Genomic DNA, 26,991 nt, shown 5'->3' on the forward strand with positions numbered 1-26,991 from the left:
GTGGGTCTGCTTAATAACAACTATATGAAATACACAAAAACCTTATGCATTGTAGGGACTATTTTAGTTTCCGCTTTCGCGAAAGCGCAAACCTCTTTTGATCAAGACATCGCTGCAGTAAAAGATAAAGTAATAGAATGGCGCAGAGACTTTCATCAAAACCCTGAACTAGGAAACAGAGAGTTTAAAACCGCCGAAAAAATAGCCAAACACTTGAAATCACTGGGTATAGAAGTACAAACCGGTGTAGCAAAGACTGGTGTTGTAGGACTTTTAAAAGGAGACTTACCGGGCAAAGTGGTTGCACTGCGAGCAGATATAGATGCATTACCAGTTACAGAGCGTAATGATCTTCCTTTTAAATCTAATGTTACCACTACGTTCCTAGGTGCCGAAACTGGTGTAATGCACGCTTGTGGTCACGATACTCACACGGCTATACTTATGGGTGTTGCAGAAGTACTGGCTAAGAATAAGGATAAAATAAAAGGTTCTGTAAAGTTTGTCTTTCAACCTGCAGAAGAGGGACCACCACCAGGTGAAGAAGGAGGTGCAAAACTTATGGTGAAGGAAGGTGTATTACAAAATCCTCAGGTAGATGCCATTTTTGGGTTACATATTAATAGCGCTACCCCGGCGGGAACTATACGATATAAACCTGGAGGGACTATGGCCGCAACAGAGCGCTTTGTTGTAAAAGTAAAAGGAAAGCAATCACACGGTAGCCAGCCGTGGTCTGGTGTAGACCCTATTCTTATCTCTGCTCAAATTATAGACGGTTTTCAAAGTATTATCTCTCGTGAGAGTAACTTAACAGAAGAGGCTGCCGTAATAACTGTGGGTAAGATAACTTCTGGATTACGCTTTAATATCATACCAGAAAGTGCAGAAATGATAGGTACTGTACGTACGCTTGATCCAAATATGCGTGAGAAAATCATAAGACGTATGAATGAGATGGCACGCGACATTGCAAAGGCTTACGGTGGTGAGGCAGAAATTGAATGGCAAAATATGACTGTGGTAACCTATAATGACCTGGATCTTACGGCGCAATCATTACCAACACTTCAAAAAGTAAGCGGTGCCGAAAATGTAAAATTACAGAAAGCAGTTACTGGTGGTGAAGATTTCTCTTTCTTTCAAGAAAAAGTGCCTGGATTCTATTTCTTTTTAGGCGGAATGACTCCTGGAAACAAAGAAGCTTTTCCGCATCACACGCCAGATTTCTATATAGATGAAAGCGGATTTCAGCTAGGTGTAAAAGCCCTTAGTCAGCTTACAGTAGATTACCTTTCGAAATAAGTTAAACAAAACACGATTTAAAGAGCGTCTCTTCCTTGTGAAGAGGCGCTTTTTTGGTTTTAATTAAGATATAATTATCATAAATATATGTTAAGAGCAATGTTACCTTAAGGTAAACTTTAAGAGCGATTTTTGTTAAACATTTATTAAAAAATAAACTTGAAAATGTTAAGAAAATTCCTACTTGATAGATTTTCAATCAATTATAAATGTTAAAGGATTTTTGTAAGAAAAATTAACATAAAATGTGAATTCTTAAATTTATGATAAACTTAGGTTAATTGTGATGTGACATTCTTAACGATTAGGCCAAATGAATAATTTTATCGCATCATTAAAAACATACATAAATGAAAAAAACTATTATCCAAAAGTATCTGTTTTTGGCTCTTCTAGGCTTTATGGCGCAAGTCACTTTTGCTCAGAAAACAATTACAGGTACAGTGAAAGAACAAAATGGCCCGCTACCAGGAGCCAGTGTTTTAATTCAAGGTACCACTACGGGTACCCAAACTGATTTTGATGGAAACTTCTCTATAGAAGCATCATCAACAGATGTATTAATTTTTAGCTATGTAGGCTTTAAAGAAGTTTCTATTCCTGTAGGAAATCAGTCTATTATTAATGTGACACTAGAAGAAGATAATGCACTGGATGAGGTCGTTATTGTAGCTTTTGGATCACAAACAAAAAAGAAAAATGTTCAATCTGTATCTGTAATTGGTCAGGATGCTATTAAAGATATCCCGGCAAACTCTCCACAAGAGTTACTACAAGGTCAAGCAGCAGGTGTACAGGTTGTACAATCTTCTGGAGTACTGGGAGCAGCTCCTACTATTAAAATTAGAGGTGTCGCTTCAGTATCATCTGGATCTAGACCACTATTTGTTGTAGACGGTGTACCACTTAACGACACAGATCTTACATCTAACCAAGGTGCAAACCAAGGTCTTAACCCACTAGCAAACATTAACCCAAATGATATAGAGTCTATCTCTGTATTAAAAGATGCTTCGGCAACTGCTATCTACGGTTCACGTGGATCTAATGGTGTTGTAATTGTGACAACAAAATCTGGTTCTAAAGGAGGACAGACTACTGTTACTTTAAACGTTAGTACAGGAATCAGTGAGTCTACAGACACTTTTCAAATGATGAATGCAGATCAGTTTAGACAATATGCTGTAGATGCAAACTATTTTGGAATAGATAATCCTGCAGATCTTCCTCAAGGAAGTTTTGACTGGGTAGATGGTGTTACTAGAACGGGTATTTCAAATAATATAGATGCATCTGTAAGTGGTGGTAGTGAGAAAACTTCTTTTTACATCAGTACTAACTTTAAAGATGAAGAAGGATTTATCATTGGTAATGATTTAAAAAGACGTGCTGGTCGTTTAAACATTAACCACACTGCAACAGATTGGTTAGAAATAGGTGCAAACATAGGGATAACAAGAAATGAGTTTGACCGTGTAGGTGCAGAAAACAGTACGTTTGCTCCACTTACTTCTGCTTACTTAATCCGTCCGTGGGTAGAACCTAGAGATGAGAATGGAAACCTGGTAAACACTGGTTTTATTGCAAACACAATTGCAATTGAATCACTTGATATCAATAATTCTGACGTAACAAGAACTACAGGTAACGTATCTGCAAAGGTTTCTTTAATGGATGGATTATCTTTTAACTCTCGCTTTGGTATAGATAGAGTTCTTGTTGAAGAGCAGCAACGTTCTTTTGAACTTAACTCACCAGGAGGAACAGGATCTAACTTTTATGCTCAAGACAACCGTTACATCCTTACTAACACACTTAACTACGATACTACTTTCGGAGATAAGCACGATTTAGGAGCAGTAGCAGGTATCTCTTATGAAGAGAATACAATTAGAACTATTGCGGTTGCAGGTACAGGTTTTGCTAGTGATTCTAGTTTAAACATTGAGTCTGCTGCACAAAAGACTACGACTACATCTAGTGCTACGGCAAACAGCCTTGTAGGTTACTTTGCACGTGTTAACTATGCATATGACAGTAAATACGTTCTTGAAGGTTCTTTACGTCGTGATGGATCATCACGTTTTGGAGAAGATAACCGTTTTGGTACATTCTTCGCACTAGGTGGTGCTTGGAACCTTTCTGAAGAAAAATTCTTAGAAGATAGCTCTTGGATTAATAACCTTAAACTTAGAGCAAGTTTCGGTACAACAGGTAACGATCGTATAGGTAACTTCCAGTCTCTAGCGCTTTACAGTGGTGGTACTTTTGGACAGTACAATGATCAAGCTGGTCTTGCTCCTGTTTCTGCACCAAACCCAGATTTAAAATGGGAACGTTCTAAAGCTTTTGATATTGGACTAGCAGGAGACCTGTTTAACAACAGACTTTCTTTTAGTGTTGATTATTACAAGAAGAGAACAGATGACCTTATCTTAAACCTTCCACTTCCTATCTCTACTGCAGCAGGTACAAATAATACTATTGCTCGTAACGTAGGTGAGATTGAAAACAGAGGTTTTGATGTTAGTCTTACTTCTAATAACTTTAGAGATGGTGATTTCAAATGGACAACAACTCTTAACATAGGTTTCAATACAAACGAAGTAATCTCTTTACCAGGAGCATCTATTGATACAGAAGGAAGAGAGTTTATAGCTGGATCTGCTTCTCAAAGAGCTATTGTAGGTGAGTCTATTAACACATTTTACTTAGTACGTTACAAAGGTGTAAACCCACAAACTGGTGATGCAGAGTGGCTAGATGCAGATGGTAATGCAACTACAAACCCTAACCCATCTACAGATAGAGTTATTGCAGGAGATGCAAACCCAGACTTTGTAGGAGGACTTACAAACTCGTTCAAGTACAAAAACTTTGACTTAAACGTTTTAACTAACTTTAGTGTTGGTAACGATATCTATGTAGACGGTTTACGTTTTACAGATAACGCTGCTTCAGGATCATTTAACAATAGAGCTGCTTTATTAGATGTATGGCAACAACCAGGAGACAATGCTTTTGTACCTGCTTTTGACAGCCCAACATTTAGCACATTTGCACAGAGATCTACTGCACAGTTAAGAGATGGTTCTTTCTTAAGATTTAAGAATATAACATTAGGATATACAATACCTAAGTCTGTATTAGAAAAGACTAAGCACCTTAAAAACATCAGGTTATATGCTACGGCAACAAACCTTATTACTATAAAAGGAAGTGACTTAGAAGGTATAGACCCAGAGGTTACAGATACTAGTGCTGCTTTAGGACAAGGAGAAACTTTCTTTACTCCACCACAATCAAAGTCTTTCATCTTTGGAGCAACGATCCAATTATAATATAAAACCAAATAATAATATGAAAATTTTTAAATACACACTTATTTTCCTTTTGAGCGTAGGGTTCTACTCTTGTGAGGACGATTTAGATATACTTCCAGAAGACGATCAGTCTCCTGAGCAAGTATTCTCTAGTGAAGCAGGTGCAAATGGTGCACTAGTAGGGGTTTATAGTCTTGCACAGCAAGATGATGTACTTAACGGTACTTCTGCCCTAGCTACAGAATGGCAATCTGATAACATTGACTTTGTAGGGTCTTTCCCAACATTTAATGACATCAGAACTTATGACACGAGATCTACAAACACCTCTATTCAAGGAATCTATGATGACAATTATGAGGTAATTAATGCCGCAAACAGAATCATTGCTTTCGTACCAGAAATTGCAGATGAAACTTTTGTAGAAGAAAGTAGAGCAAATGTTATAGCTCAGGCTAAGTTTATGAGAGCGCTTGTATACTTTAAGCTAGCAGATCTTTTTGCACAGCCACTTCAAGTAGGTGGTGGCACAAACCTTGCTGTGCCATTAGTGGTTAACCCAGTTAACCCTACATCTGCAACAGATGAGGAGTTATTCCCAAAAAGAGCAACACTTAATGAGATTCACACTCAGATTGAAGTTGATCTTGTAGATGCAATTCCTGCACTTACTAACAGTGATAACTCTAGAGCAACGCAAGCAGCTGCACAGCAGTTACTAGCACGTCTGTACTTATACCAAGAGCGTTTTGAAGAAGCTGCTACCCTATCTAACGATGCGATAAACAGTTCTTTCCAACTAGCAGAGAATTATGAATTCTTTAATGACCAATCACCAGAGCACTTATTTACATTAGTAAACACCTCTGCAGATGGTCAAGATTCTGGAGAAGGATTCTCAGGTCTTACTAACCCTGCTCCTACTGGTCGTGGTGATGCGCCTTTTAGCGATAACCTAATTGCGGCTTACCTTGAAGAATTCCAAATCGATGAAGATGGAAACCCACTTCTTGATGATGAAGGTAACCCAGTACCAGATGCTAGATATACTGATCTTGTACAAATAGGAGAGTCTGCGCCAGGTAATGATCGTTTATTTACAGCAAAATTTCCTGATGGAATAAACAATGCAGATAACGCACCAGTACTTAGAATTACTGAAGCATACCTTACAAGAGCCGAGGCTAACTTAAGAAACGGTTCATCTATAGGTGCAGATCCACTTACAGATATCAACCTACTTAGAGCACGTGCAGGTCTTGTAGCACTTACAGCTGTAACACTTGACGATATTTTAAATGAGCGTCGTAAAGAACTTGCCTTTGAAGGGCAACGTAGAATGGACTTGTTAAGAAACGGTCTTGACTTAAGAAGAGCAGGAATGCCTAACGAAGTTGAGAGCGCATTTGGAGCAGATAAAACAATCTTCCCTATTCCTAATAGAGAGATTGAGTTATCTCAACTACAACAAAACCCAGGATACTAAATCATTTAGATTCCACTAGATGTATTAAATCCCTAGCTAGCCACTAGGGATTTTTTTATGTCTTATTTTCTATAAACTATCACTTTATTATGACCTCTTGTTTCATAAATCATTTGTAAATTAAGCACTATTAAACAGCAAATCATACTTATGAAACTAAAACTCGCAGCAGTAGCCTTTTTGGTATTCGCTTTCGCGAAAGCGCAAAACAATCTAGAGCAACAAATTAATGATATAGAATCTAAGGTCATAGAGTGGCGTCGTGATTTTCATCAAAATCCAGAACTAGGAAACAGAGAGTTTAAAACTGCCGAAAAAATCGCCACACACCTCAAATCCTTAGGGATGAAGGTACAAACCGGTGTTGCCAAAACTGGAGTTGTGGGCATACTAGAAGGAAAGCGTAAAGGAAAAGTACTCGCACTACGAGCAGATATAGATGGATTACCCGTAAAAGAACGTGCAGACTTACCGTTTAAATCTGAAGCAATGGGAGAATATCGTGGTGAGGCCGTGCCTGTAATGCACGCTTGTGGTCACGATACACACATCGCAATCCTTATGGGCGTGGCAGAGATACTTGCAAAAAATAATGACTTTGCAGGAACCGTAAAATTCATCTTTCAACCAGCCGAGGAAGGTGCGCCTCCTGGCGAAGAAGGTGGTGCAGAGCTTATGGTAAAAGAAAATGTGCTCAAAAACCCAGATGTAGATGCCATTTTTGGCCTTCACATAGGTTCTGGGCAAGATGTAAATACCATAGCCTATAAGCCTGGCGGAATTATGGCGGCTTCACAGAGCTTTGAGATACATATAAAAGGAAAACAAAGTCACGGCTCAACCCCGTGGACTAGTCGTGACCCTATTATGGCTGCCGTAAAAATTATAGATGGTTTACAAACCATCATATCACGTGAGATCCCACTCACAGACGAGGCTGCAGTATTATCTATAGGTAAAATTAATGCGGGAGTACGTAGTAATATTATACCAGAAGAAACACATATAGTAGGTACATTACGTACACTAGATTATGATATGCAAACCTATATTAATAACCGTATGAAGGAAATGGTACCGGCTATTGCTGCGGCTTACCGCACAGAAGCGACCATTACCATACCTGAAGGGTATCCTATTACATATAATGATGAAAATCTTACGAGCCAGATGGTACCTTCACTAGAGAAGGCGGCTGGTAAAGAAAACGTACACGTGATAAAAGCAATTACTGGTGCAGAAGACTTTTCATTCTTTCAGAAAGAAGTTCCTGGGCTTTATTTCTTCTTAGGAGGTAAAACTCCAGGCACCACAGAGGCGTTCCCGCACCACACACCAGATTTTTATATAGATGAAAGTGGGATGCTTCTAGGTGTAAAAACGTTTGTACAAATGACACAAGACTATCTAGGGCAATAACCCCTACTCTAGCATTATAGATTGAGCTACATTAAACCGTAAATAGTTATAAGTTATTTACGGTTTTTTTATACCCAAATCCCTCATAAACTATAAATTTCGTTATATAACTATAAAAATAGTTGTTTAACTATATTTTTCGTTGTATGTTTGAATCATCAATCAAATCACTAATATACAATCGCTTGCAAAGCGCTATTATAAAATTGTTTCTTATGGATAAACTCACAAATAAAGAAGAACAGGTTATGCACGCTTTATGGAAGCTTGAGCGCGCCTTTGTAAAAGAGGTCGTAGCCGCATTACCAGAAGGGAATCATTATAATACAGTTTCTACCATTATAAGAAATCTGGCAGATAAAGGATATGTAGGATACCAAGCCTTTGGAAAAACACACCAGTACTTCCCTACTGTGTCTTTAGAATCCTATCGTAAGGAGTTTATGGAGACGACTAGTCAAAAGTATTTTGGTAACTCGTATAAGAATATGGTTTCCTTTTTTGCCAAAGAAGAAAAGATCTCTGCAGATGAGCTTAGAGAAATACTAGCAATCATAGAAGAAAAATAAGCTTATGGAAACGCTCATACTCCTTGCAAAAAGCGCCTCCATACTCGGGCTCTTCTATGTAATCTACCTAACCGTACTTTATAAAAACACCTTGTTTACCGCAAAAAGGCATTACTTTATAGCCGGTATCATTGCTGCTATCACACTTCCTTTTATAGAATTTACACGTGAGATCGAGGTGATTATACCCTCGCAAGCGCTTGTGATGCCCGCTTTGGATATAAGCTCAGTAAACACTGCACCCATCGCTGTAGCACCGCAACCTGTAGAACAGGCTATAAACTGGTGGCAAGTACTTGTCATAATATATATAATAGGTATCTGTATAATGCTCTTTAGGCTTTGTGCGCAATACATATCCTTACGACAGCTCATTGCATCTGGCAGTCGCAGTACAAAAGGGCACTATACATTTGTAGCAGTTACAAGAGCGATAAGTCCGTTTTCTTTCTTTTCAAAAATTGTTTACAATCCTGCGCTTCACACGCCAGAAGAACTAGAGATGATTATCGCTCACGAAAAAGTGCACGCACAGCAAAGGCACTCTCTAGATATGCTCTTATCTCAAATAACGCTTGTGGTACAATGGTGTAACCCATTTGCCTGGTTGTATAAAAACAGTCTTGAGCAAAATCTAGAATACCTAGCAGATCACCAAGCTATACAAGAAATTAAGAATCCAAAACAATATCAACGCACGCTGGTACAGGTCTCATCCCCCTCATTTGCCCCAGCACTTACTAATCAATTTTATCAATCATTTATCAAAAAACGAATCGTTATGATCAATACACCACAATCCCACAAAAACAATCTTTGGAGGCTATCACTTATCATTCCCGTGCTTGCGCTCTTTATGTACTCTTTTAATGTAAAAGAAGTGACTAATTATGTGGAGGAGGATAATACCGCTTTCGCGAAAGCGGAAAAAGACACCACCTATGCAAATCAAGGTAGAGATGTTTTCTTTATAGATAGCAATACCACTCCGGCAAAACTAGATCGAATAGAAGCCTATGTATCAAACCACTGGGAGAACGTAGCCATTAAGTTTAACAAAAGAAAATTCAATGCAAAAAACACGCTTACTGGTTTCTTTCTACAAGCGAAGTTTGAAAACCAAGAAGCTTTTACCAATAAATTCTCTTTTAATGCAAAAGAAAATACCTCTTGGGAAGGCTATAGTCTAATGGTTAATACGGAACAGGAGATTGTTGTAATGGAACAAAAAGATGGCACATTTATAAACATCACTCCAGATAAAACAATCATCACAGATGAGAAGGTTGCTGTAAATACAGAAAAAACAGCAGCTAAAGAAAATAATACGACAAAGGATGCACTAGGACCTAATCCCGTTATAGTTGTGAATAATAACGTTGTACTGGGCGAAGAAAAAGAGAAAAGAGTCACAGGTGATAGTATCACAAGCTTACCTCCTGCCCAAGCTATCAAAGCCTACGGAACTATTGCACAAGACGGTGCGCTCATTGTACACAGCAGTCCCAAGGCAGACACCAGACGAGTAGTATCGCGAATAGTACAAGAAACTTATAACTATATCATTACTAAAAACACATTAGACTGGGAGATTGATGGACTCAGTAAAGTAATGAGAGAAAAGCACAACGCTACTCTCAAGGTGAGTGGTATTAAAAGGAATAAGAGTCAAGAGATTACAAGTATTGCAATTAATCTCATAGATGATAAGGGTAATAATAAGAACTACACCTTACAAACACCTAAGCCTATTAATGACATTTACATCTATAAAGATGAAAATGGTTTTACGGGTATGGGTAATGTAAATATGGATAAAGGTTCAAAAGCTTCATATGACAATTTGAGAGCTCAGATGGAAGAACGTCGTAAGGCGTTATTGAGCAATAGAGATAGCCTACGTGCAGGTATGGCGGTTCGTAAGCAAGAACTACGCGCTCGTATGGATGAACGTAGAAACCTGCAAGGCCGTGCACAAAGCGACTCTATGCGCCAGTACATAATGGCTAGACGTGATAGTATGAAAATGCAAATGAAAGAGCAACGTGAGGGTATTAAATCGAAAAGAAAAAAGCTTAAGAAAACAGCTAAAAATAATAAAGCGGGTTATGTCACTTTAGAAAACGGCACATACTACTATGTAGAAACCCCAGATAGATCAAGAAAATTTTACAATAGATGGGGAGTGCAGATACAAGAGAGTGATGCCCTCTATAAAGAACTTGTAAATGCCAAGGAGTCCACGGCAGAAGATAAAAGTAAAGAAGAATCAAAGACGTTATCTCGTGAAGAAGATATGATAAAACGTGGTGGGCTTGATAAAGCAATCTATTACATAAATGATAAAGAGGCTTCTAAAGAAATGATAGATGCCTTAGATCCTACATTTATTAAGAGTGTTACTATATATAAAGGTGAGAAAGCAATTAAGCTTTATGGTAAAAAAGGAAAGAACGGAGTAATTCAGATAGATACCACCTATTAAATATATCCTCAATTAGTATTTAAGTCCGCTTTCCATTAGAAAGTGGACTTTTTTTATGTGCTGTTTTTTACAAGAGTCTCTTGTAAAAAACTGGACAAAAATGATGAAAACACCATTTTAAGCATATTTATAGCCCATTTTCCTCTACAGATTTTCAAAAGAGGTCAAAAACCCTCTACAAAACTAACAGATACGGCAATATCATTCAGCACAGGTTACAGTTACTAACTCAATCGGAGATAATTGCATTACACATATAAAGTGTTGTTGTTTTTTTAGTTACAATATTGCTGTTAATTTCATTAAAAACTTCTTTTCTATTTGTTTTATCGAGCTCAAGGTGACTTCTTTGCTTCATAAATAACAAACAACGATACAATTACTAATCAAAATCTCACTATTATGAAAACGCCAGTCCACACTCAGAAACAAGTAAAAACAAACAAAGTATTAGGTCTATATACCATCTTTATGGTAAGCCTTAGCATCTCTTACATTGTAACGACCTTTTTACAACTAGGTAAGTAATAATAGTAATCATTAATCACATTCGTCAATTAATCACATTCATCAATCAATCAATCATTCATCAATCAATTTTCATTCATCAATCATTTTTTTAAATAATCATTTTCAATCCAAACCCATTCATTATGACACAAGTAATCATTACCATTTTAGAAATACTAATAGGATAATATATCCTGCACCTCCTACCGCATCTAGCAACCCAACTGCTAGACGCATAAGGACCACATAAAAGCACACGTACATAGTTTTACTTAACTATCATAACGCGTAGCAGAATTAGCCAACTAATAAAGCCGTAACGCATTGCGTTACGGCTTTGTTTTTTAGCTACTTTTGACGGTATGCAAACACTCTATAAATTTCTTGCCAAAGTTAATAAGGCAGTACTTCCCTCCTATTCAAAACGTGGTCTTGACCTTACACAAGCCACAAAGTTTCAGCTTGCCATTATTGGCTATAGAACGTGGGTGACAAAAAAAGCGTTAGGTTAAATCTTTTCGGCAAGTGCTTGTGCGCTTATCGCTCCGTGGCTGTCAGAATACACAGCGGTTCCATTCTTAATCAATATAATCTGCGGGCTTTGGTGCATTACCTGAAATTTATATCCCACCTCATTAGACACTTCTCTGTACGCCTTGAGGTCTAAGTAATAAATATCTAGCTGGTTTGGGTCTATATCATATTGTGCCTCTAGCTGGCGTATTGCCATACGGCTTATACCGCAAGTTGTAGAGTGCTTAAATATCGCCTGTGGCTTCGTTTCAGAATCTTTTGCGATTTGATCCAGTTGCTCGAGTGTGGTAAGTTGTTTCCACGGCATTGGTGTTTTTTCCTCTTGAGGTTCTTTATCTCCTCCAAAAATCGAATTAAATATTCCCATTCTTCAATATGCTTTTATACAAAGGTAGTCGTTGTGTCTGTGTTACGCTTTCGCGAAAGCGTAAAATAGTTCTTAAATAAGTCATAAAGTCAGTTAATTCAAGCCTTCACAAGACATTATGTCGTAATACGGTCTTGGAACAATACTTGACTATTGTCTCTCAAAAAAAGTACAACCAGAAATCATTAGCAAGCGCTTTACAGCAAGTAATGGTCTCTTAAAACATATGAAATGAATATTAACAATTTTACGATAAAGTCGCAGGAGGCCATACAGCGAGCACAGCAAATTGCTCAAGAGCTAGGTCACCAGCAAATAGAAAATGAGCACATTTTTAAAGCAATTTTTGAAGTAGATGAGCACGTAACGCCTTTCTTGCTTCAAAAACTTGATGTAAATGTGCCTTTATTACAGCAAATTTTAGACAGCACCCTTGAGAGTTATCCTAAGGTGTCTGGTGGTGATATAATGCTAGGGAGAGAAGCAAATAAAGCAATCACTCAGGCTAATATTATTGCCAAAAATATGAATGATGAGTATGTCTCTATCGAGCATCTTATACTCGCTATTTTCGGAACAAAAAGTAAAGTAGCCCAGATCTTAAAGGATCAAGGGGTGACTGAGAAGCACTTACAAGCTGCTATTACAGAAGTGCGCAAGGGTAACCGTGTGACCTCACAAAGTGCAGAAGAGACGTATAACTCACTAAGCAAGTATGCAAAAAACCTTAACGAACTAGCACGCACAGGCAAGCTAGACCCCGTGATAGGTAGAGATGAAGAGATACGACGCATCTTACAGATTTTAACACGCCGTACCAAAAACAACCCTATACTAGTAGGAGAGCCAGGTACGGGTAAAACAGCTATTGCCGAAGGTCTTGCACATAGAATTGTAGATGGTGATATCCCAGAAAACCTACAGAACAAGCAAATATTTGCGCTGGATATGGGAGCGCTTATTGCGGGTGCAAAATTTAAAGGAGAGTTTGAGGAGCGTCTTAAGGCGGTAATTAAAGAAGTAACAGAAAGTGATGGCGATATTGTACTCTTTATAGATGAGATACACACCCTAGTGGGAGCCGGTGGTGGTCAAGGTGCGATGGATGCGGCAAACATCTTAAAACCTGCCCTTGCTCGTGGGGAGCTACGCGCCATAGGTGCTACCACGCTTGATGAGTATCAAAAATACTTTGAAGCAGATAAGGCCCTCGAGCGTAGATTCCAGAAGGTAACCGTAGATGAGCCAGATACAGAGAGTGCTATTTCTATCTTACGTGGTATTAAAGACAAGTATGAGACACACCACAAGGTGCGTATTAAGGATGATGCTATCATTGCTGCTGTAAAGTTATCACAGCGCTATATCACGAGCAGATTTTTACCAGACAAGGCGATTGACTTGATGGATGAAGCTGCCGCAAAAATGCGAATGGAAATCAACTCTAAGCCAGAAGAGCTGGATGTGTTAGACCGTCGTGTGATGCAACTAGAGATTGAGATTGAGGCGATAAAACGTGAGAAAGATGAAGATAAGCTCAAAAGCCTACGTGCAGATCTAGCAAACCTTAAAGAGGAGCGCAACGATCTTAACGCACAGTGGCAATCTGAAAAGGATATTGTAGAGAGTGTACAAAGTGCAAAACAAGACATAGAAAACTACAAGCTAGAAGCCGAAAAAGCAGAGCGAGAAGGAAACTATGGCCTAGTTGCAGAGCTACGTTATGGTAAAATAAAAGAGGCTCAAGAGCATCTTGAGGAGCTACAAAAGGATCTTGCAAGTCAAGCAGATACTTCGCTTATTAAGGAAGAAGTAACCAGCGAAGACATTGCAGAGGTCGTTGCAAAATGGACAGGAATCCCAGTGCAAAAAATGCTACAGGGAGAACGTGAGAAGCTACTCAAGCTAGAAGATGAGTTGCACAAACGTGTGGTAGGACAACGTGAGGCTATTGTTGCCGTGAGTGATGCCGTACGACGCAGCCGTGCAGGATTGCAGGATCAGAAAAAGCCAATAGGTTCGTTCTTATTTTTAGGAACAACCGGTGTAGGTAAAACAGAACTTGCAAAGGCACTGGCAGAGTATCTTTTTGATGATGAGAATGCGATGACGCGCATAGATATGAGTGAGTATCAAGAGCGTCACAGTGTGAGCCGTCTGGTGGGAGCACCTCCAGGATATGTGGGATATGATGAAGGTGGCCAGCTTACGGAGGCCGTGCGACGTCGCCCCTACTCTGTGGTGTTACTCGATGAGATTGAGAAGGCACACCCAGATACGTTTAACGTGTTGTTACAAGTACTTGATGAAGGTAGACTTACAGATAACAAAGGCCGCACTGCCGACTTTAGAAATGCGATTATCATAATGACGTCAAATATGGGTAGTCATATCATAAAAGAGCGTTTTGAGGCAATTCCAGATGTAGATGCTGCAATGGAGTCTGCAAAGGTAGATGTGCTAGGATTATTAAAACAAAACATACGTCCAGAGTTCTTAAATAGAATAGATGACATTGTAATGTTTAGTCCGCTTACGCGAAAAGATATACGTGATATTGTAAAACTACAGTTCAAGGGTATTAGAAAGATGCTCTCACAGCAGAATATCACGCTAGACGCAACAAAGCAAGCCATAGACTTCCTTGCCGAAGCAGGTTTCCAGCCAGAATATGGGGCAAGACCTGTAAAACGAGCAATGCAGCGCGAGGTGCTTAACCAGTTATCAAAAGAAATTTTGAGCGGTAAAGTAGCATCAGACAGTGTGATACTCGTAGATTCCTTTGACGACAAACTCGTCTTTAGAAACGAAGGAGAACGCACAGGAGAAGAAGAATAAAGATTGATTGATGATTATATAAAGTGGATATCTAGCAATAGGTATCCACTTTTTTTGTGGCTAAATGGTGAGTTTTTCAGATTCTTTGTGCGGTAACAAATACACTAATAAGTGTATATTTAAACAATCAATTAAAAAACAATCAAAATAGGCACATCATAAAATAGAGCACTCGCTTTGTGTGGTGGCTATTGACTACAATTTGACTAAACTATGACCATAACTGAAAAAATTGAACATATTTCCAAGTGGACTGCAGAAAATTTTGAGAAAGAAGTCAATGAAATTAATATAGGAAGTGGTGAGAATGATTTTGCTCAGATAGAAAAAATGGTATCTGAAAAACTACCAAAAGAATTTGTTGAGGTTTATTCTAAATTCAATGGTGAAGGAGGTAATCAATATGGAATTTTATTCGGACTTGAATTCATATCAACTAAAAAAGTAATATCAAATCTTGATTTTGCATTAAGTCTTGTTAAACCAACTGAACGAAAAATAATTAACCAAAAAAAGGCAGAAGAAATACTCAATGGAATTTCGGAATTGTTTTTAAAATCTATTCCAAATAAAAAAAAGTTTGGGCTTTTCTCTAAAAAATGGGAGAAAGCATCATTTAATTCTTCACACGAATCATATAGTGGAGTTATGGTCAAGTATGAAAATGGTCAAACCGAAAACTTTAAGGTGAAAGAAAAGTATTCAGACAAAATTTTTGCTCTTGGAAGAGAACTTCATCAATTGGAACAGAAAAACTACAATTGGGATAGCTTAGAATTTGATATGACACCAGATGGTAAATTTACAGTAGAAAGGAAAGATTATGTTTGGGAAGATGAAATTGATTTTTCTTCTTATCCAAAAGATAAAATCAAAAAGAAATATTTCCATTATAAGTGGTTACCTATTTTTCACGATTTTGGAGGGAATTTTATTGGAATTGATCTCGACCCTGACATAAATGGAGTAAAAGGTCAAATCATTATTTTCGGACGTGATGAGGAAAAAATGATTGTTTTAGCTGACAGCTTTGACGAATTCTTGGATTTGTCAATTAAAGAAATGAATGAGAATCCAAAACAATTTATTTCTGAAAAACATATTCACGAAGTATATAAACAAATAAAAAACTGCACCTAACTAAGAACTGAGTAAAAACAAGCCTAATTCGGCTGCACCCAGCACAAGCCATTAAGTTAATTTCAATCAATAATTCACACCTCAGAGCCTTCCTCAAATTACCCTTTCGCGAAAGCGTCATCTTTCTCAAATACTTGTATATTTATATAATCAATTAAAAAACAATCAAATAGGCTCATCTGCAGTTCCAATAGTCAATGGAGTTGTACTCGCTTTATGTTGTGGCCTGTTGCTAGTAATTTGAATGAACCACTTCAATATTATAACAAGTTTAATTTTATTCGGATTAACCGTCCTTTGTTTTTGGCTACCTTTTAAAGTCGGAAATAAAATAACTGGAATTATAACAGGGGTTATTTTAAGCTTAACAATTGCTTGGACAATATTAGCTAAATTGGAATTTCTCGTGATTTTCATTTGGCCATTTATTTTGGTCTTTCAAATCATATTTTTGACTTACTGGACTTTTAGAATATTTAAAAGACCTAAAACTGGAAAATATATCTCATCATTTTTGACTTTAGGTTTTATCCTATTATGTATGTCACCTTGGATAAGTGACTGGACTTTTAGCAAAAATGACGCTCGAAAGTTATTAGAGAAACATAATATTGAATTAAAAGATGACTTCAAAATTCTGAAAAATGAAAGTGGTGGATTTATGGACTATGCACACACACTAAAAATTCAAATTTCAGATTCCGACAAATCGAGAATTGCAACGGAAATAAGAGAATCTAAAGGATTTTTAGAAGTTGAAGATTTTAGAAATAATTTTCCTTCCGCGGACTATGAAACTTTTGAAGAATTGAATTTTGAAACAGAGAATTATCTTAACCGAGAATACTATATAAGAGAACCTCTGGAAGATGGAACTGTTCACTTTCACTTTCAACTTTCAAAAACAAAAAACGAATTACAATATATTGGAATTGATGAATAAAAAAATACTGGCAACGAAGATCTGAGTTAAAAAACCAGTCTACTTCGGCTGCGCTAAGCTCAAGCTTTTAAGCTAATTTTGATCCATAATTCTAACAGCAGAGACTATCTCAAATTACCCTTTCGCGAAAGCGTCATCTTTCTTAAATACTTGTATATTTAGAAAATCAATTAAAAAACAATCAAATAGGCTCATCTGCAGTTCCAATAGTTGTCGGAGCTGTACTTGCTTTATGTGAAGTCCTATTTTAAACAATTTGAAATTTACCTCTAGATTTCACCCATTATTTTAATGATTTTGTTCTTTTAAGAATGCATTAAAAACTAGTATTTACTAATGAATAGAGAACCTACTTATAAGGAATTAAAGAAGCAAAATGAATTTTTGCAATTAGAGCTTGATCGAGTAACAGACCATATTAAACAAGCCCAACGTATCAACGAGAAAGCAAATAGTAGAATCCACTATTTAGAATCTACTTTAGATCAATTAGACACATACATCTACATAAAAGACAATCAAAAAAAGTATGTATATGCTAATAAGAAAACACTCAAATTCTTTGAGTGTACAGATAACGAACTAAAAGGGAGTGATGACTCAAGCTATTTTCCCAAAGAAACCGTTAAGGTAATATCCAAAATTGACGATAGCATAATAAAGCTTGGGGAGAACACAAATTTTGAAGTAGAATCAAAAGATAACGACGGAAATAGATTAGTATTTTTAGAAATTAAATCTCCCCTATTTGATAAAAATGATAAAAACAAGATAGTAGGACTGTGCGGAATTTCTACAGACATTACCGAGCGTAAAAAACAAGAAGACGCAATCAAAGAGAACCATTTACAATTAAAACTGCTTAATAAAACTAAGGATAAATTGTTTTCAATCATTGCCCACGATTTAAGAAGCCCTTTTTATGGTATAAATGGCCTTTCGGAACTACTTATTGAGAATTTAAACAATACGGAGAATGAAGAAGCCAAAGAATATATTTTTCTAATAAATTCTTTAACCAAGAATACATTAACATTACTAGACAACTTATTAACCTGGGTAAAATCACAAACTAAAGAACTTCATTTTAATCCAGAAAAAATCACATTATCAGAAGAAATAGTTGAAGTAATAACTCTAAAAAGATCAATATCAAAAGCCAAGAATATTTCTTTGAGCTACAGTCCAAAGGATAAAATTGAATTATATACAGATAAAAATATCTTACAAACTATCTTAAGAAATCTAATTTCAAATGCAATAAAATTTACTCACGTAGGTGGCAACGTCAATATTTCTGTCACCAGAAATAAAGAACTCATTGAAATTTCAGTTTCTGATAACGGAGTTGGGATGAGCGAAGAAACAATTAGTAAAATCTTTGACTTATCTAATAATACTCCATTGCCAGGCACTAATAATGAACAAGGCTCTGGATTGGGTCTTGTACTTTGCAAAGAATTAGTTGAAAAGCTTGGTGGGAAATTTTGGGTTGAAAGTAAAGTCGAAAAAGGAAGTGATTTTAGATTTACCTTACCTATGTCTATTTCTGAATAAATAAAAGAAAACAAGCACACAAAATGCAACTTCAAATCAGACTAAAATAAAACAGTTTCTAATGCAGTGGCTCAAATCACCATATCCTTTGTTACAAAACACTAGATACAAGTGGTTATTTGCATTATTGTCAGGCGTTTTTGTTTACCTGTTTTTAATTGTTTTTGAACCCTTTGGTGCGGGACAGTCTATAAATTACAAATATGTATTCTTGGCGGGTTTTGGAGTTTCCGTTTTTCTGGGTGTTTGTGTAACCTACTTTGTTCTACCTAAATTATTTCCCATATTTTTTCGTCCAGAAAAGTGGACCATAGCAAGGGAAATTATATTACTATCAACCTGCATCTTGATAATAAGTACTTTTAATTCCTCTCATTATTACTATTGGCGGGGTGATGGTGTCTTTTACAAAACCTTCTTTAGTTTTCTTAAAATCACTACTTCGATAGGGATTTTTCCTATTGTAGGTTTAATCTTTTTTACAGAACGTACACTTTCAAAACAAAACCTCAATAAAGCACAATTACTTTCTACTAAGCTACAACGCCCAGCTATAGAAGAAACGGCTACAGTACAAATACAAGAAGAGAGTGTAAAAGCGACGCCTATTGCAATGCGATTATCGCAGTTTGTATATGCTCAATCCGAAGGGAATTATGTGACGATATTTTATCTAGATGATAGTACGCTTTCGCGAAAGCTAATTAGACTTTCTTTAAAACAGCTTGAACTACAATTTAAAAATCACTCTCAGGTAAAACGTTGTCATCGCTCATACCTTATTAATACGGAACATATAATAACTATTGACGGTAATGCAAGATCGCTCACTATACAACTAGATAGAGTACCTACGAGCATTCCCGTCTCTAGATCTTTTTCAAAAGCCGACTTTTACTAGCCTTCCCGTTCATCACAAAAGTGGCACATACGTCCCATATTAACATAACGTATTGATTTACAGTCTATTTTTGGGGTAATTAATTTTAAAACATAGACTTATGAAAAAGCGTATAAACATCTTTTTAATCTTACTGGCAGGCATCTTATTATTAAGCAGCGCCGCTAGTATAGAATCAAAAAGAAACAATTCTGACCTCAAAGTAAAACTCGATGAGGTGGCATCCTATAGTAATGTGCGAGATACAAAAAACCTTGAAGTGTCTGAAGCTGCTGTTGCGTGGCATATGGATCACATTTTTCTAGTTGTAAATCAGGTATCAAAAGCACTAGAGCAATCTAATGAAAGTGAATATAAAACTAAATTTAATATGAAACGTGCCTATGTATTTACTTTTAATAGAATGCCTAGAGGAAAAGCCACTGCGCCAAAGGCAGCAAGGCCAAAGGATAATATAGATCTCAATACAATACAAATGCATTATGAACAGGCGCTTGCCACGGTTGATAAACTATCTAATCTCCCAGAAAAGAAACATTTTAATCACCCTGTACTCGGTACTCTAAACAGAGACAAGACCATTAAGTTTCTCGCTATTCATACAGAACATCACCTTAAAATCATACGTGATATTTTAGAAGACAAGTAGCCTACTGATTGTTTTAAGAATAACTCAGTTAGAAACAAAATCAAAATTTATAGTGTCCTAAACTATAGTAACAAAATCAACCCTAAAACTTACTAAGGCACGATAAATGTATATAGGTGCGTGTTTGATAGCAATAGCTATCTTTGTAACACATACCTATGATGATGAAAAAAATACAATGCTTATTTATATTATTCTTTGCGCTAGCGCTTAACGCGCAAGACAACTACTACGTTTTTCAAGGTGACACCTATAATGAGGAGGCTTTTCAAGCCAAACTAAAATCTATTGAGGAGGTTTATGGTGCGCAAGGAAGCTGGAAATACACAAAAGCCAACTTTAAAGTTCGCCATATGCGTGTGCGTCAAGACTCAATTATACAAGAGGTAGAAGTGATGCTATCGCAATCTAATAGCGCGCCTCTAGACATTAATGTAGGTGTAAATGGATTAATTAATAAACCCCTACCCGACTTTCAGCTGCAAGATCTTGCAAACGGGCTCAAGTCTAAGGAGAGTTATAATGATAAAATTACACTCATTAACTTGTGGTTTACGAGCTGCCCTCCTTGTATCGCAGAGATCCCATATCTCAATGACCTTAAAAAGCAATATGAGGGTCGCGTAAATTTTGTAGCCATCACTTTTGAACCAAAAAGCAAAATCGACGCTTTTTTAACTAAGAAACCTTTTGATTTTGAACACCTAGTAGATGGTGCTAGCTATTTAAAGCAAGATTTAAAAACTAATACGTATCCTAAGCTTGTATTTATGGATCGCAATGGTACTGTGCGCTTTGTAGAAAATGCTGTGATGGCTCAAGGAAGAGGTCCAGCAGCAGAGGTTACAGAAATCCTTAAGGAACACCTAGATTACTTACTCGCAGATAACTAATGGAAAACACCGCAGCCCCAACTCCAGATTACTCCCCACAAGAGGAACGACTTAATGTATGGACACACGGTTTTGGTTTTGTAGCAAGTGTTTTTGGGTTGATATTATTTTGCTTTCGCGAAAGCGTAACTACAACCGCCACCATAAGTCTTATTGTTTTTGGGATAAGTTTATGTGTATTATACTTTGCCTCTACAGCGTATCATAGCGCGACAAAACCTTTACGTAGAGCAAGACTTAAAATATTTGACCACGCGGCGATCTATGTACTCATTGCGGGCACATACACGCCTTTTACGCTAGTAACTCTAGATGGCACTACTGGGTGGTGGATTTTTGGGATAGCCTGGTCTATCGCTCTCTTTGGGATGATATTAAAACTCTTCTTTACCGGACGATTTGATATCCTTTCTACTATCCTTTATGTGGCGATGGGATGGCTTATTGTTTTTGCATATAAACCATTACTTGCAAATCTTCATCCTGCTGGTGTGCAATGGTTATTTGCAGGAGGTATTTTATATACGATAGGTGCTGTACTTTACAGTATATCTCGCATTCCTTATAACCACGCTATATTCCACGTATTTGTATTGGGAGGATCTTTTGCACATTTTATGGCGGTCTACTTTTATGTAGGAGTTGTTTAGACCATACAGAGCCTGTAGTTTTACATTATATAAATAAAAAACCGCCTGCAATTTCTTGCAGGCGGTTTTTATATGTGGTCGTAAGGTTCTAGTTAAAGATGTAACGTAACCCTACTTGTGCTTGCCATCTGTTAAGAAGGCTTGCATCTGTACCAAAAGTTTGTGTTAACTCCTCATTATAAGTATATGTAGGAACACCATCTGTAACAGATACACTTACTGGCTGTATACTGTTAGGCTGCTCTACAAGTCCCCAATCAGAACTGATAAGGTTACCTACATTAAGGATGTCAAGGCTAAACTGTAATGTGTTTTTCTTTCCTTTTACATTAAAGTTATAATCTTGAAGTAAACGGAAATCTACACGACTTCTCCAAGGTGCAAGTGCTCCATAACGCTCTGCATAACCACCTCTGTTTTCGCTCAGGTAATCATCTTGCTGGATGTACTGCTCAAATGCTTGTGCTTGCTCTGGCGTAGCAAAGTTTTGCTGTGCTAGCTCGTCTGCAGTAGGGATATAGATAAGGTCATTAAAGTTACTACCGTCACCGTTTATATCACCAGCATAAGTGTAGTTAAAACGTCCTCCTCTAGCCCACTCTCCAAAAGCAGAAACTGTAGTTGCAAATTTACCATCTCCGTACTCAAATTTCTTTGAAGCTACTGCGATAATACGGTGTTGATCACCATAACGAGAGTTTGCAAGGATATCATCATTTGCGTTTCCTCTTATTGCATTTGCGTTAAAAGCATCTCCTGTAATCTCTGCGTCAATAGAGTTTACATCTTTTGAGTCAAGGTAGTTATATGCTAGACTTGCAAATAAACCATTGCTGAAAGACTTCTCTGCCTTAAACGTTGCGTTATACGTACGTCCAGAGTTTGAGTTTGTAAATACATACGCATTTGTAGGACCTCCAAACTGGTTTGTAGCAAAATCTGACGTCTGATAGATAGGTCTGTTATCTACACCTTCTAGTGTAGAAGATGGATCATTAAGTGCCCAGTTCTGTACGTGTGCAGCGTTAAGATCTTCTGTATAAGAAAGGTCTGCAGTAAGAACGATACCATTATCAAAACGGTAATCTGCTCCTATGTTAGATCTCCATACTTGTGGCCATTTAAAATCTTGATCTACCGTCTGATAGAAGAAAAAATCTACACCTTGCACTTGGTTACCTAACCATACAAATGGGAAACGACCTGTAAATACTCCAGTTCCTCCACGTACTTGGAACGTCTTATCTCCTTTTACATCCCAGTTAAAACCTAATCTAGGTGACCATAAGAATGCATTGTCTGGAAGTACTGTACTGTCTAATAAGATATCTTCTCCAGTTGATGGATCTACATATACGTTATCTGGCTGGTAAGTACCTTTTCTATCAATATTCTCTTGAATCTTGTCTTGAGTATCAAAGTATAAAGGCTTATCAAATCTCATTCCTAGTGTAAGTGTAAAGTCTTCACTCATTTTCCACTGGTCTTGAGCATAAAGGCTAAACTGTCCTACGTTAGTCTCTGCAAGTGACCATCCGTTTGGATCACCTATTGGTAAACCATTGTTTTCATTAAACTCTGCCTCTGCAGCAGTAAATGTATCTTGGTAACGATCTATAAGGAACTGCTGGAAAGCATCTAGATCTGTCTCACCTGTTACATCGTTTATGTAATCTGTATCTGCGATACCATCTCCATCAAGATCTGTTTCTTGATCTATTGCTACACTCCCGAATAAGTCAAAACCATAACCTGTAAGGTTAAAAGAGTTATAGAAGCTGAATTTTTCAAAAGAAGTACCAAGCGTAATTGTGTGATCACCAGATACAATGTTTAAGTTGTTTGTGATTTGAAAAACTTCTTGCTCGAGCTTGTTTCCTATTGAGAATGGCTCGTGACCTGCAATGATATAGTTCTGACCACCTTTTGTAATGTTTATAGAAGGTGCTGGCGTAGAGAATGGCTCTCTAAAATCATCAAAGAATGTGTAACCTGCCTGAAACTTGTTTGACACGTTAGGTGCAAACTCACTATTCCACTCTAGTTGGAAAGAGTCTATGTTATTGTTTATTGCATATCCTGCGTTTTCAAACTGTATCGTAGACTGGCTTGGTCCACGTAATGCAATTGCATTAGGGTTTGCCGGGTTGTCTTTAGAAGATCTTAGTAAGTTATATACTAATGCAACACGGTTTTTATCATTTACGTTCCAATCTAGCTTAAATAATGCTTTTGTAGAACCTCCGTCAAAGTTAAATCCTTCATATCTACCTGGATCGTAAGAGCTTCCATCTGCATAAGTAATACTACTTAATGCTGCAGAGACTGCATCTAGATCTGATGGTAATACACGTGACTCATTAATAGCTCCTGTATTACGATTAGGTGCCCAAGGTGCTCCTAGGTCAGAACGGCTCTCATCTTCAAAGTTTGCAAAGAAGAAAAGTTTGTTCTTAATGATAGGACCTCCTATACTTATACCATATGTGTTCTGGCTTAAGTCTGCTTTAAAAACGTCATCACCTGCAACTTTTCCACCAGTAAGATCTTCGTTTCTATAAAAACCGTAAACAGTTCCTTTAAACTCATTAGTACCACTCTTAGTTACGGCATTTACAGATGCTCCTGTAAATCCAGAAAGAGTTACATCATAAGGTGCAGTAGTTACTTGAATTTGCTCAATCGCATCAAGAGAGATAGGCTGTGATCCTGTTTGTCCTCCTGGAGTAGCAGCATCAAGACCAAATGGGTTATTAAAAACTGCTCCATCAAGACTAAAATTGTTGAACTGATCATTACGACCTCCAAAAGATCCATTACTAGAAGCACTAGGCTCTAGACGGTAAAAATCTGCAGCAGATCTTGATATAGTAGGTAATGCCTTAAGCTGGCGCTCTCCTACGTTTGTAGCAGATCCAGTACGTCCATCACTAAAAGTGTTGTTACGGCTACCTGTAATTACAACTTCTTCAAGAGCATTACTATCTTCAGATAGTGTTACCTCTACGTTATAAGTTTCTCCTAAGTTAAGAGTCACTCCAGTGTATTCTTGTGCTTGAAAACCTACATAACTTACTGTTATTGTATAAGGTCCTCCCACACGTAAATTAAAAAGATTAAAACGACCGTCAAAGTTTGTGATCGCTCCATACGTAGTACCAGTAGGTGTGTGTACCGCTACCACGTTTGCACCCGGAAGCGTTTGCTCACCAGCATTTACAACTCCAGAGATAGCAGAAGTAGTCGTCTGTGCGCCTACAGCTACTGCCATTAGAAGTGTTACTAAAAATAAAAGTTTTTTGAACATAAGATTTTTGTAAAATTATTTTGCGCGAATTTAAGAAGGTGTTAACACTTACTAAACCTTAAGTTAATTTAATTTTCACATTTAATTAACAATTGTGAATATGTTATTTAAGGGTATTACGCTTTCGCGAAAGCGTAATAAAACCCCACAAAACTTATCACATAGACAATCAAGCTGTTGAATATTTGCGCTCTTACCATACAACGCGCATTGAAAGAAAGTTCTACCTTTGTACCCTATGATAAGTAATCAAAAAAATCAGCAACAAATTCTAGCTAAACTAGGAATCACCTCACTTAACGAGATGCAGGAGGCGGCACAACTTGCCATACACTCAGCAAAAGAAGTGATCTTACTATCTCCTACAGGTACTGGTAAAACGCTTGCGTTTTTACTACCTGTAATTGCAGAGTTAGACTTAAGTATAGAAGAAGTACAACTACTTATAGTCGTACCTTCTAGAGAGCTTGCCATACAGATTGAAAACGTTGCCCGCAATATGGGTACGGGTTATAAGATACACGCCGCTTATGGTGGTCAAAGTTTTAATACAGATAGACAAGCCATAAAGCACCGTCCAGCAATATTAATAGGAACACCAGGTAGACTTGCAGACCACCTACGCAGGGAAACTTTCTCTACAAACTATATAAAAACCCTAGTACTTGATGAGTTTGACAAGTCGCTAGAAGTAGGTTTTGAAGGAGAGATGACAGAGATTATGAGCTTTTTACCTGCTTTAGAAAAAAAGGTACTTACCTCTGCAACTCAAGGTATAGACATACCAAGATTTGTAGGACTTAACAGCCCTGTAGAAGTAGATTATTTACATCAGGGAGGTTCTAAGCTAGAAATAAAAGCGATTATATCACCAGAAAAAGATAAGCTAGACACGCTTGTAAAAGCTTTGTGTCACTTAGGTGATCAACCGGGTATTATCTTCTGTAATTTTAAAGATACCATCTCTAGAATAAGTGATTATCTCAACGATCACGGTATCGCACACGGCACTTTTTATGGAGGAATGGAGCAGCGTGAGCGAGAGCTATCACTTCTTAAATTTAGAAATGGTACACACCAACTACTGCTAGCAACAGATCTTGCTGCACGTGGTATAGATGTACCAGAAATCAAGTTTATTATACATTACCACCTTCCTATACACTCAGAAGAGTTTACACACCGTAATGGTCGTACGGCTCGTATGCAGTCTGAAGGTACGGCTTATGTACTACACTGGCGCAACGAGCGATTACCAGACTTTATGCCGGTAATGGATGAAGAATACTTACACGACAGAGAGATACCAGAAGGATCACAGTGGACGACCCTTGAGCTCTCTGGTGGTCGTAAAGACAAGATATCAAAAGGTGATATCGCTGGTTTTTTCTTTAAAGAAGGAAATGCACAACGCGAGCAACTAGGAACCATTGAGGTAAAAAACACACAATCTTTTGTAGCGGTGCACAAAAGTGCTGCTCAATCTTTTATAGAAAAACTAGATAACAAACGCCTTAAAAAAGCAAAATTGAGGATACGACTAGCTTAGTCTTATCCTCAATTTTACATTTATTGCTGGTATGAGTAGTTATAATTACTTCACATCCACAAAGCGCTCAAACCATTTATAAAGATCGCCACGTGTGATTACTGCGCCTTCACTTATGAGTTTAAACTTATCTGCATTGCGGTCTTCACTATAGTCTTTACTTGCGCTCATAAATACCACATCATCATCACCTAAGTTTTCCTTAAGCCATCCATACCCTTCTGCGGTAGTGATATCTATGTTTTCTTTATTGATTTTTATGGCTATAAGTGCCATATTGTTTTCTCTTAAAAAGAAAAGGTGCATCTGGTTAGGCGAGATATGCTCTAGGTATTGAGCCTTTGTGAGTACACCTTCCCATACTAGATCAGAAAAGACGTCTATCTCTTCTTCTGCAACGAGGGGTTGTTTTTCTTTAATAGTTGCCCACTCATCTGCAGTGATAGACTGGGTAGCTAGAAAGTTTATAAACTCTGGGTGTAATTCTTCTAGTTGTTCTTTTGTAAGGCGAGCGTATTTCATTGTGAGTGATATTTTTTCGCGAAAGCGTATTTAAAAAGTAAATT

General features: G+C 37.4%; 20 protein-coding genes. 17 read left to right on the forward strand and 3 right to left on the reverse strand.

The features are described 5' to 3' along the window. Positions 1-24: 24 nt before the first annotated feature. The 8 genes from ACJJVM_RS01925 (at position 25) to ACJJVM_RS01960 (ending at position 11,609) form a co-directional block, all read left to right on the forward strand. Complete coding sequence (locus tag ACJJVM_RS01925; protein WP_405210618.1) at positions 25-1,305, forward strand: amidohydrolase; 1,281 nt, start codon at positions 25-27, stop codon at positions 1,303-1,305. Between the two features lie 350 nt (positions 1,306-1,655). Next, entirely contained in the window at positions 1,656-4,646 is a 2,991-nt protein-coding gene (locus ACJJVM_RS01930; protein ID WP_405210620.1) for a SusC/RagA family TonB-linked outer membrane protein, read from the forward strand. Between the two features lie 19 nt (positions 4,647-4,665). After that, positions 4,666-6,114, forward strand: a complete 1,449-nt coding sequence (locus ACJJVM_RS01935; protein WP_298350409.1) for a RagB/SusD family nutrient uptake outer membrane protein — start codon at positions 4,666-4,668, stop codon at positions 6,112-6,114. Positions 6,115-6,264: 150 nt separating this feature from the next. Next, a complete protein-coding gene (locus ACJJVM_RS01940) occupies positions 6,265-7,533 on the forward strand; it encodes an amidohydrolase (RefSeq protein WP_405210621.1) in 1,269 nt (422 codons plus the stop codon). A 215-nt stretch (positions 7,534-7,748) separates the two neighbouring features. Then, complete coding sequence (locus ACJJVM_RS01945) at positions 7,749-8,102, forward strand: BlaI/MecI/CopY family transcriptional regulator (RefSeq protein WP_405210622.1); 354 nt, start codon at positions 7,749-7,751, stop codon at positions 8,100-8,102. A 4-nt stretch (positions 8,103-8,106) separates the two neighbouring features. Beyond that, complete coding sequence (locus ACJJVM_RS01950; protein ID WP_405210623.1) at positions 8,107-10,587, forward strand: M56 family metallopeptidase; 2,481 nt, start codon at positions 8,107-8,109, stop codon at positions 10,585-10,587. 402 nt (positions 10,588-10,989) lie between these two features. Continuing rightward, complete coding sequence (locus tag ACJJVM_RS01955; protein ID WP_262485470.1) at positions 10,990-11,115, forward strand: hypothetical protein; 126 nt, start codon at positions 10,990-10,992, stop codon at positions 11,113-11,115. A 344-nt stretch (positions 11,116-11,459) separates the two neighbouring features. Next, positions 11,460-11,609: a hypothetical protein gene (locus ACJJVM_RS01960; protein ID WP_035324834.1), complete on the forward strand. Its 150-nt coding sequence runs from the start codon at positions 11,460-11,462 to the stop codon at positions 11,607-11,609. On the opposite strand, the gene ytxJ is transcribed toward ACJJVM_RS01960, so the two are convergent. After that, the gene (ytxJ, locus tag ACJJVM_RS01965) at positions 11,606-11,998 is read right to left on the reverse strand and encodes a bacillithiol system redox-active protein YtxJ (RefSeq protein WP_021779014.1); all 393 of its coding nucleotides are present in this window, start codon (positions 11,996-11,998) and stop codon (positions 11,606-11,608) included. The genes ACJJVM_RS01960 and ytxJ overlap by 4 nt on opposite strands. A gap of 231 nt (positions 11,999-12,229) precedes the next feature. Between ytxJ and clpB the strand changes: the two genes are divergently transcribed. From clpB to ACJJVM_RS02005, 8 genes are all read left to right on the forward strand, one after another. Then, positions 12,230-14,836 carry an ATP-dependent chaperone ClpB gene (gene clpB, locus ACJJVM_RS01970; RefSeq protein WP_405210624.1) on the forward strand — a complete coding sequence of 869 codons (2,607 nt, stop codon included), beginning with the start codon at positions 12,230-12,232 and terminating at the stop codon, positions 14,834-14,836. Between the two features lie 213 nt (positions 14,837-15,049). Then, on the forward strand, positions 15,050-15,976 hold the full coding sequence (locus tag ACJJVM_RS01975; protein ID WP_405210625.1) for an SMI1/KNR4 family protein: 927 nt from the start codon (positions 15,050-15,052) through the stop codon (positions 15,974-15,976). A 244-nt stretch (positions 15,977-16,220) separates the two neighbouring features. Next, the gene (locus ACJJVM_RS01980) at positions 16,221-16,919 is read left to right on the forward strand and encodes a hypothetical protein (protein ID WP_405210626.1); all 699 of its coding nucleotides are present in this window, start codon (positions 16,221-16,223) and stop codon (positions 16,917-16,919) included. Positions 16,920-17,255: 336 nt separating this feature from the next. Then, complete coding sequence (locus tag ACJJVM_RS01985; RefSeq protein WP_405210627.1) at positions 17,256-18,476, forward strand: ATP-binding protein; 1,221 nt, start codon at positions 17,256-17,258, stop codon at positions 18,474-18,476. Between the two features lie 61 nt (positions 18,477-18,537). Then, positions 18,538-19,377, forward strand: a complete 840-nt coding sequence (locus tag ACJJVM_RS01990) for a LytTR family transcriptional regulator DNA-binding domain-containing protein (protein ID WP_405210629.1) — start codon at positions 18,538-18,540, stop codon at positions 19,375-19,377. Positions 19,378-19,477: 100 nt separating this feature from the next. Then, positions 19,478-20,026, forward strand: coding sequence for a DUF1569 domain-containing protein (locus ACJJVM_RS01995; protein WP_405210630.1), 549 nt, complete (start codon positions 19,478-19,480; stop codon positions 20,024-20,026). 158 nt (positions 20,027-20,184) lie between these two features. After that, a complete protein-coding gene (locus tag ACJJVM_RS02000; protein WP_405210632.1) occupies positions 20,185-20,919 on the forward strand; it encodes a TlpA family protein disulfide reductase in 735 nt (244 codons plus the stop codon). After that, positions 20,919-21,569: a hemolysin III family protein gene (locus ACJJVM_RS02005; protein WP_405210633.1), complete on the forward strand. Its 651-nt coding sequence runs from the start codon at positions 20,919-20,921 to the stop codon at positions 21,567-21,569. The genes ACJJVM_RS02000 and ACJJVM_RS02005 overlap by 1 nt, the downstream gene beginning before the upstream one ends. A gap of 88 nt (positions 21,570-21,657) precedes the next feature. Here the strand turns inward: ACJJVM_RS02005 and ACJJVM_RS02010 are convergent, their stop codons facing one another. Continuing rightward, positions 21,658-24,840: a carboxypeptidase regulatory-like domain-containing protein gene (locus tag ACJJVM_RS02010; RefSeq protein ID WP_405210634.1), complete on the reverse strand. Its 3,183-nt coding sequence runs from the start codon at positions 24,838-24,840 to the stop codon at positions 21,658-21,660. A 274-nt stretch (positions 24,841-25,114) separates the two neighbouring features. Here ACJJVM_RS02010 and ACJJVM_RS02015 point away from each other — a divergent pair, with 274 nt between their 5' ends. Beyond that, positions 25,115-26,425 (forward strand): DEAD/DEAH box helicase, encoded by a 1,311-nt coding sequence (locus ACJJVM_RS02015; protein ID WP_405210635.1) that lies wholly within the window; start codon positions 25,115-25,117, stop codon positions 26,423-26,425. A 45-nt stretch (positions 26,426-26,470) separates the two neighbouring features. Here the strand turns inward: ACJJVM_RS02015 and ACJJVM_RS02020 are convergent, their stop codons facing one another. After that, the gene (locus ACJJVM_RS02020; protein WP_405210637.1) at positions 26,471-26,947 is read right to left on the reverse strand and encodes a DUF6495 family protein; all 477 of its coding nucleotides are present in this window, start codon (positions 26,945-26,947) and stop codon (positions 26,471-26,473) included. Between the last annotated feature and the right edge of the window lie 44 nt (positions 26,948-26,991).

The organism is Dokdonia sp. Asnod2-E02, assembly GCF_045063915.1.
In the GTDB taxonomy this organism is placed as follows: Bacteria; Bacteroidota; Bacteroidia; order Flavobacteriales; family Flavobacteriaceae; genus Dokdonia.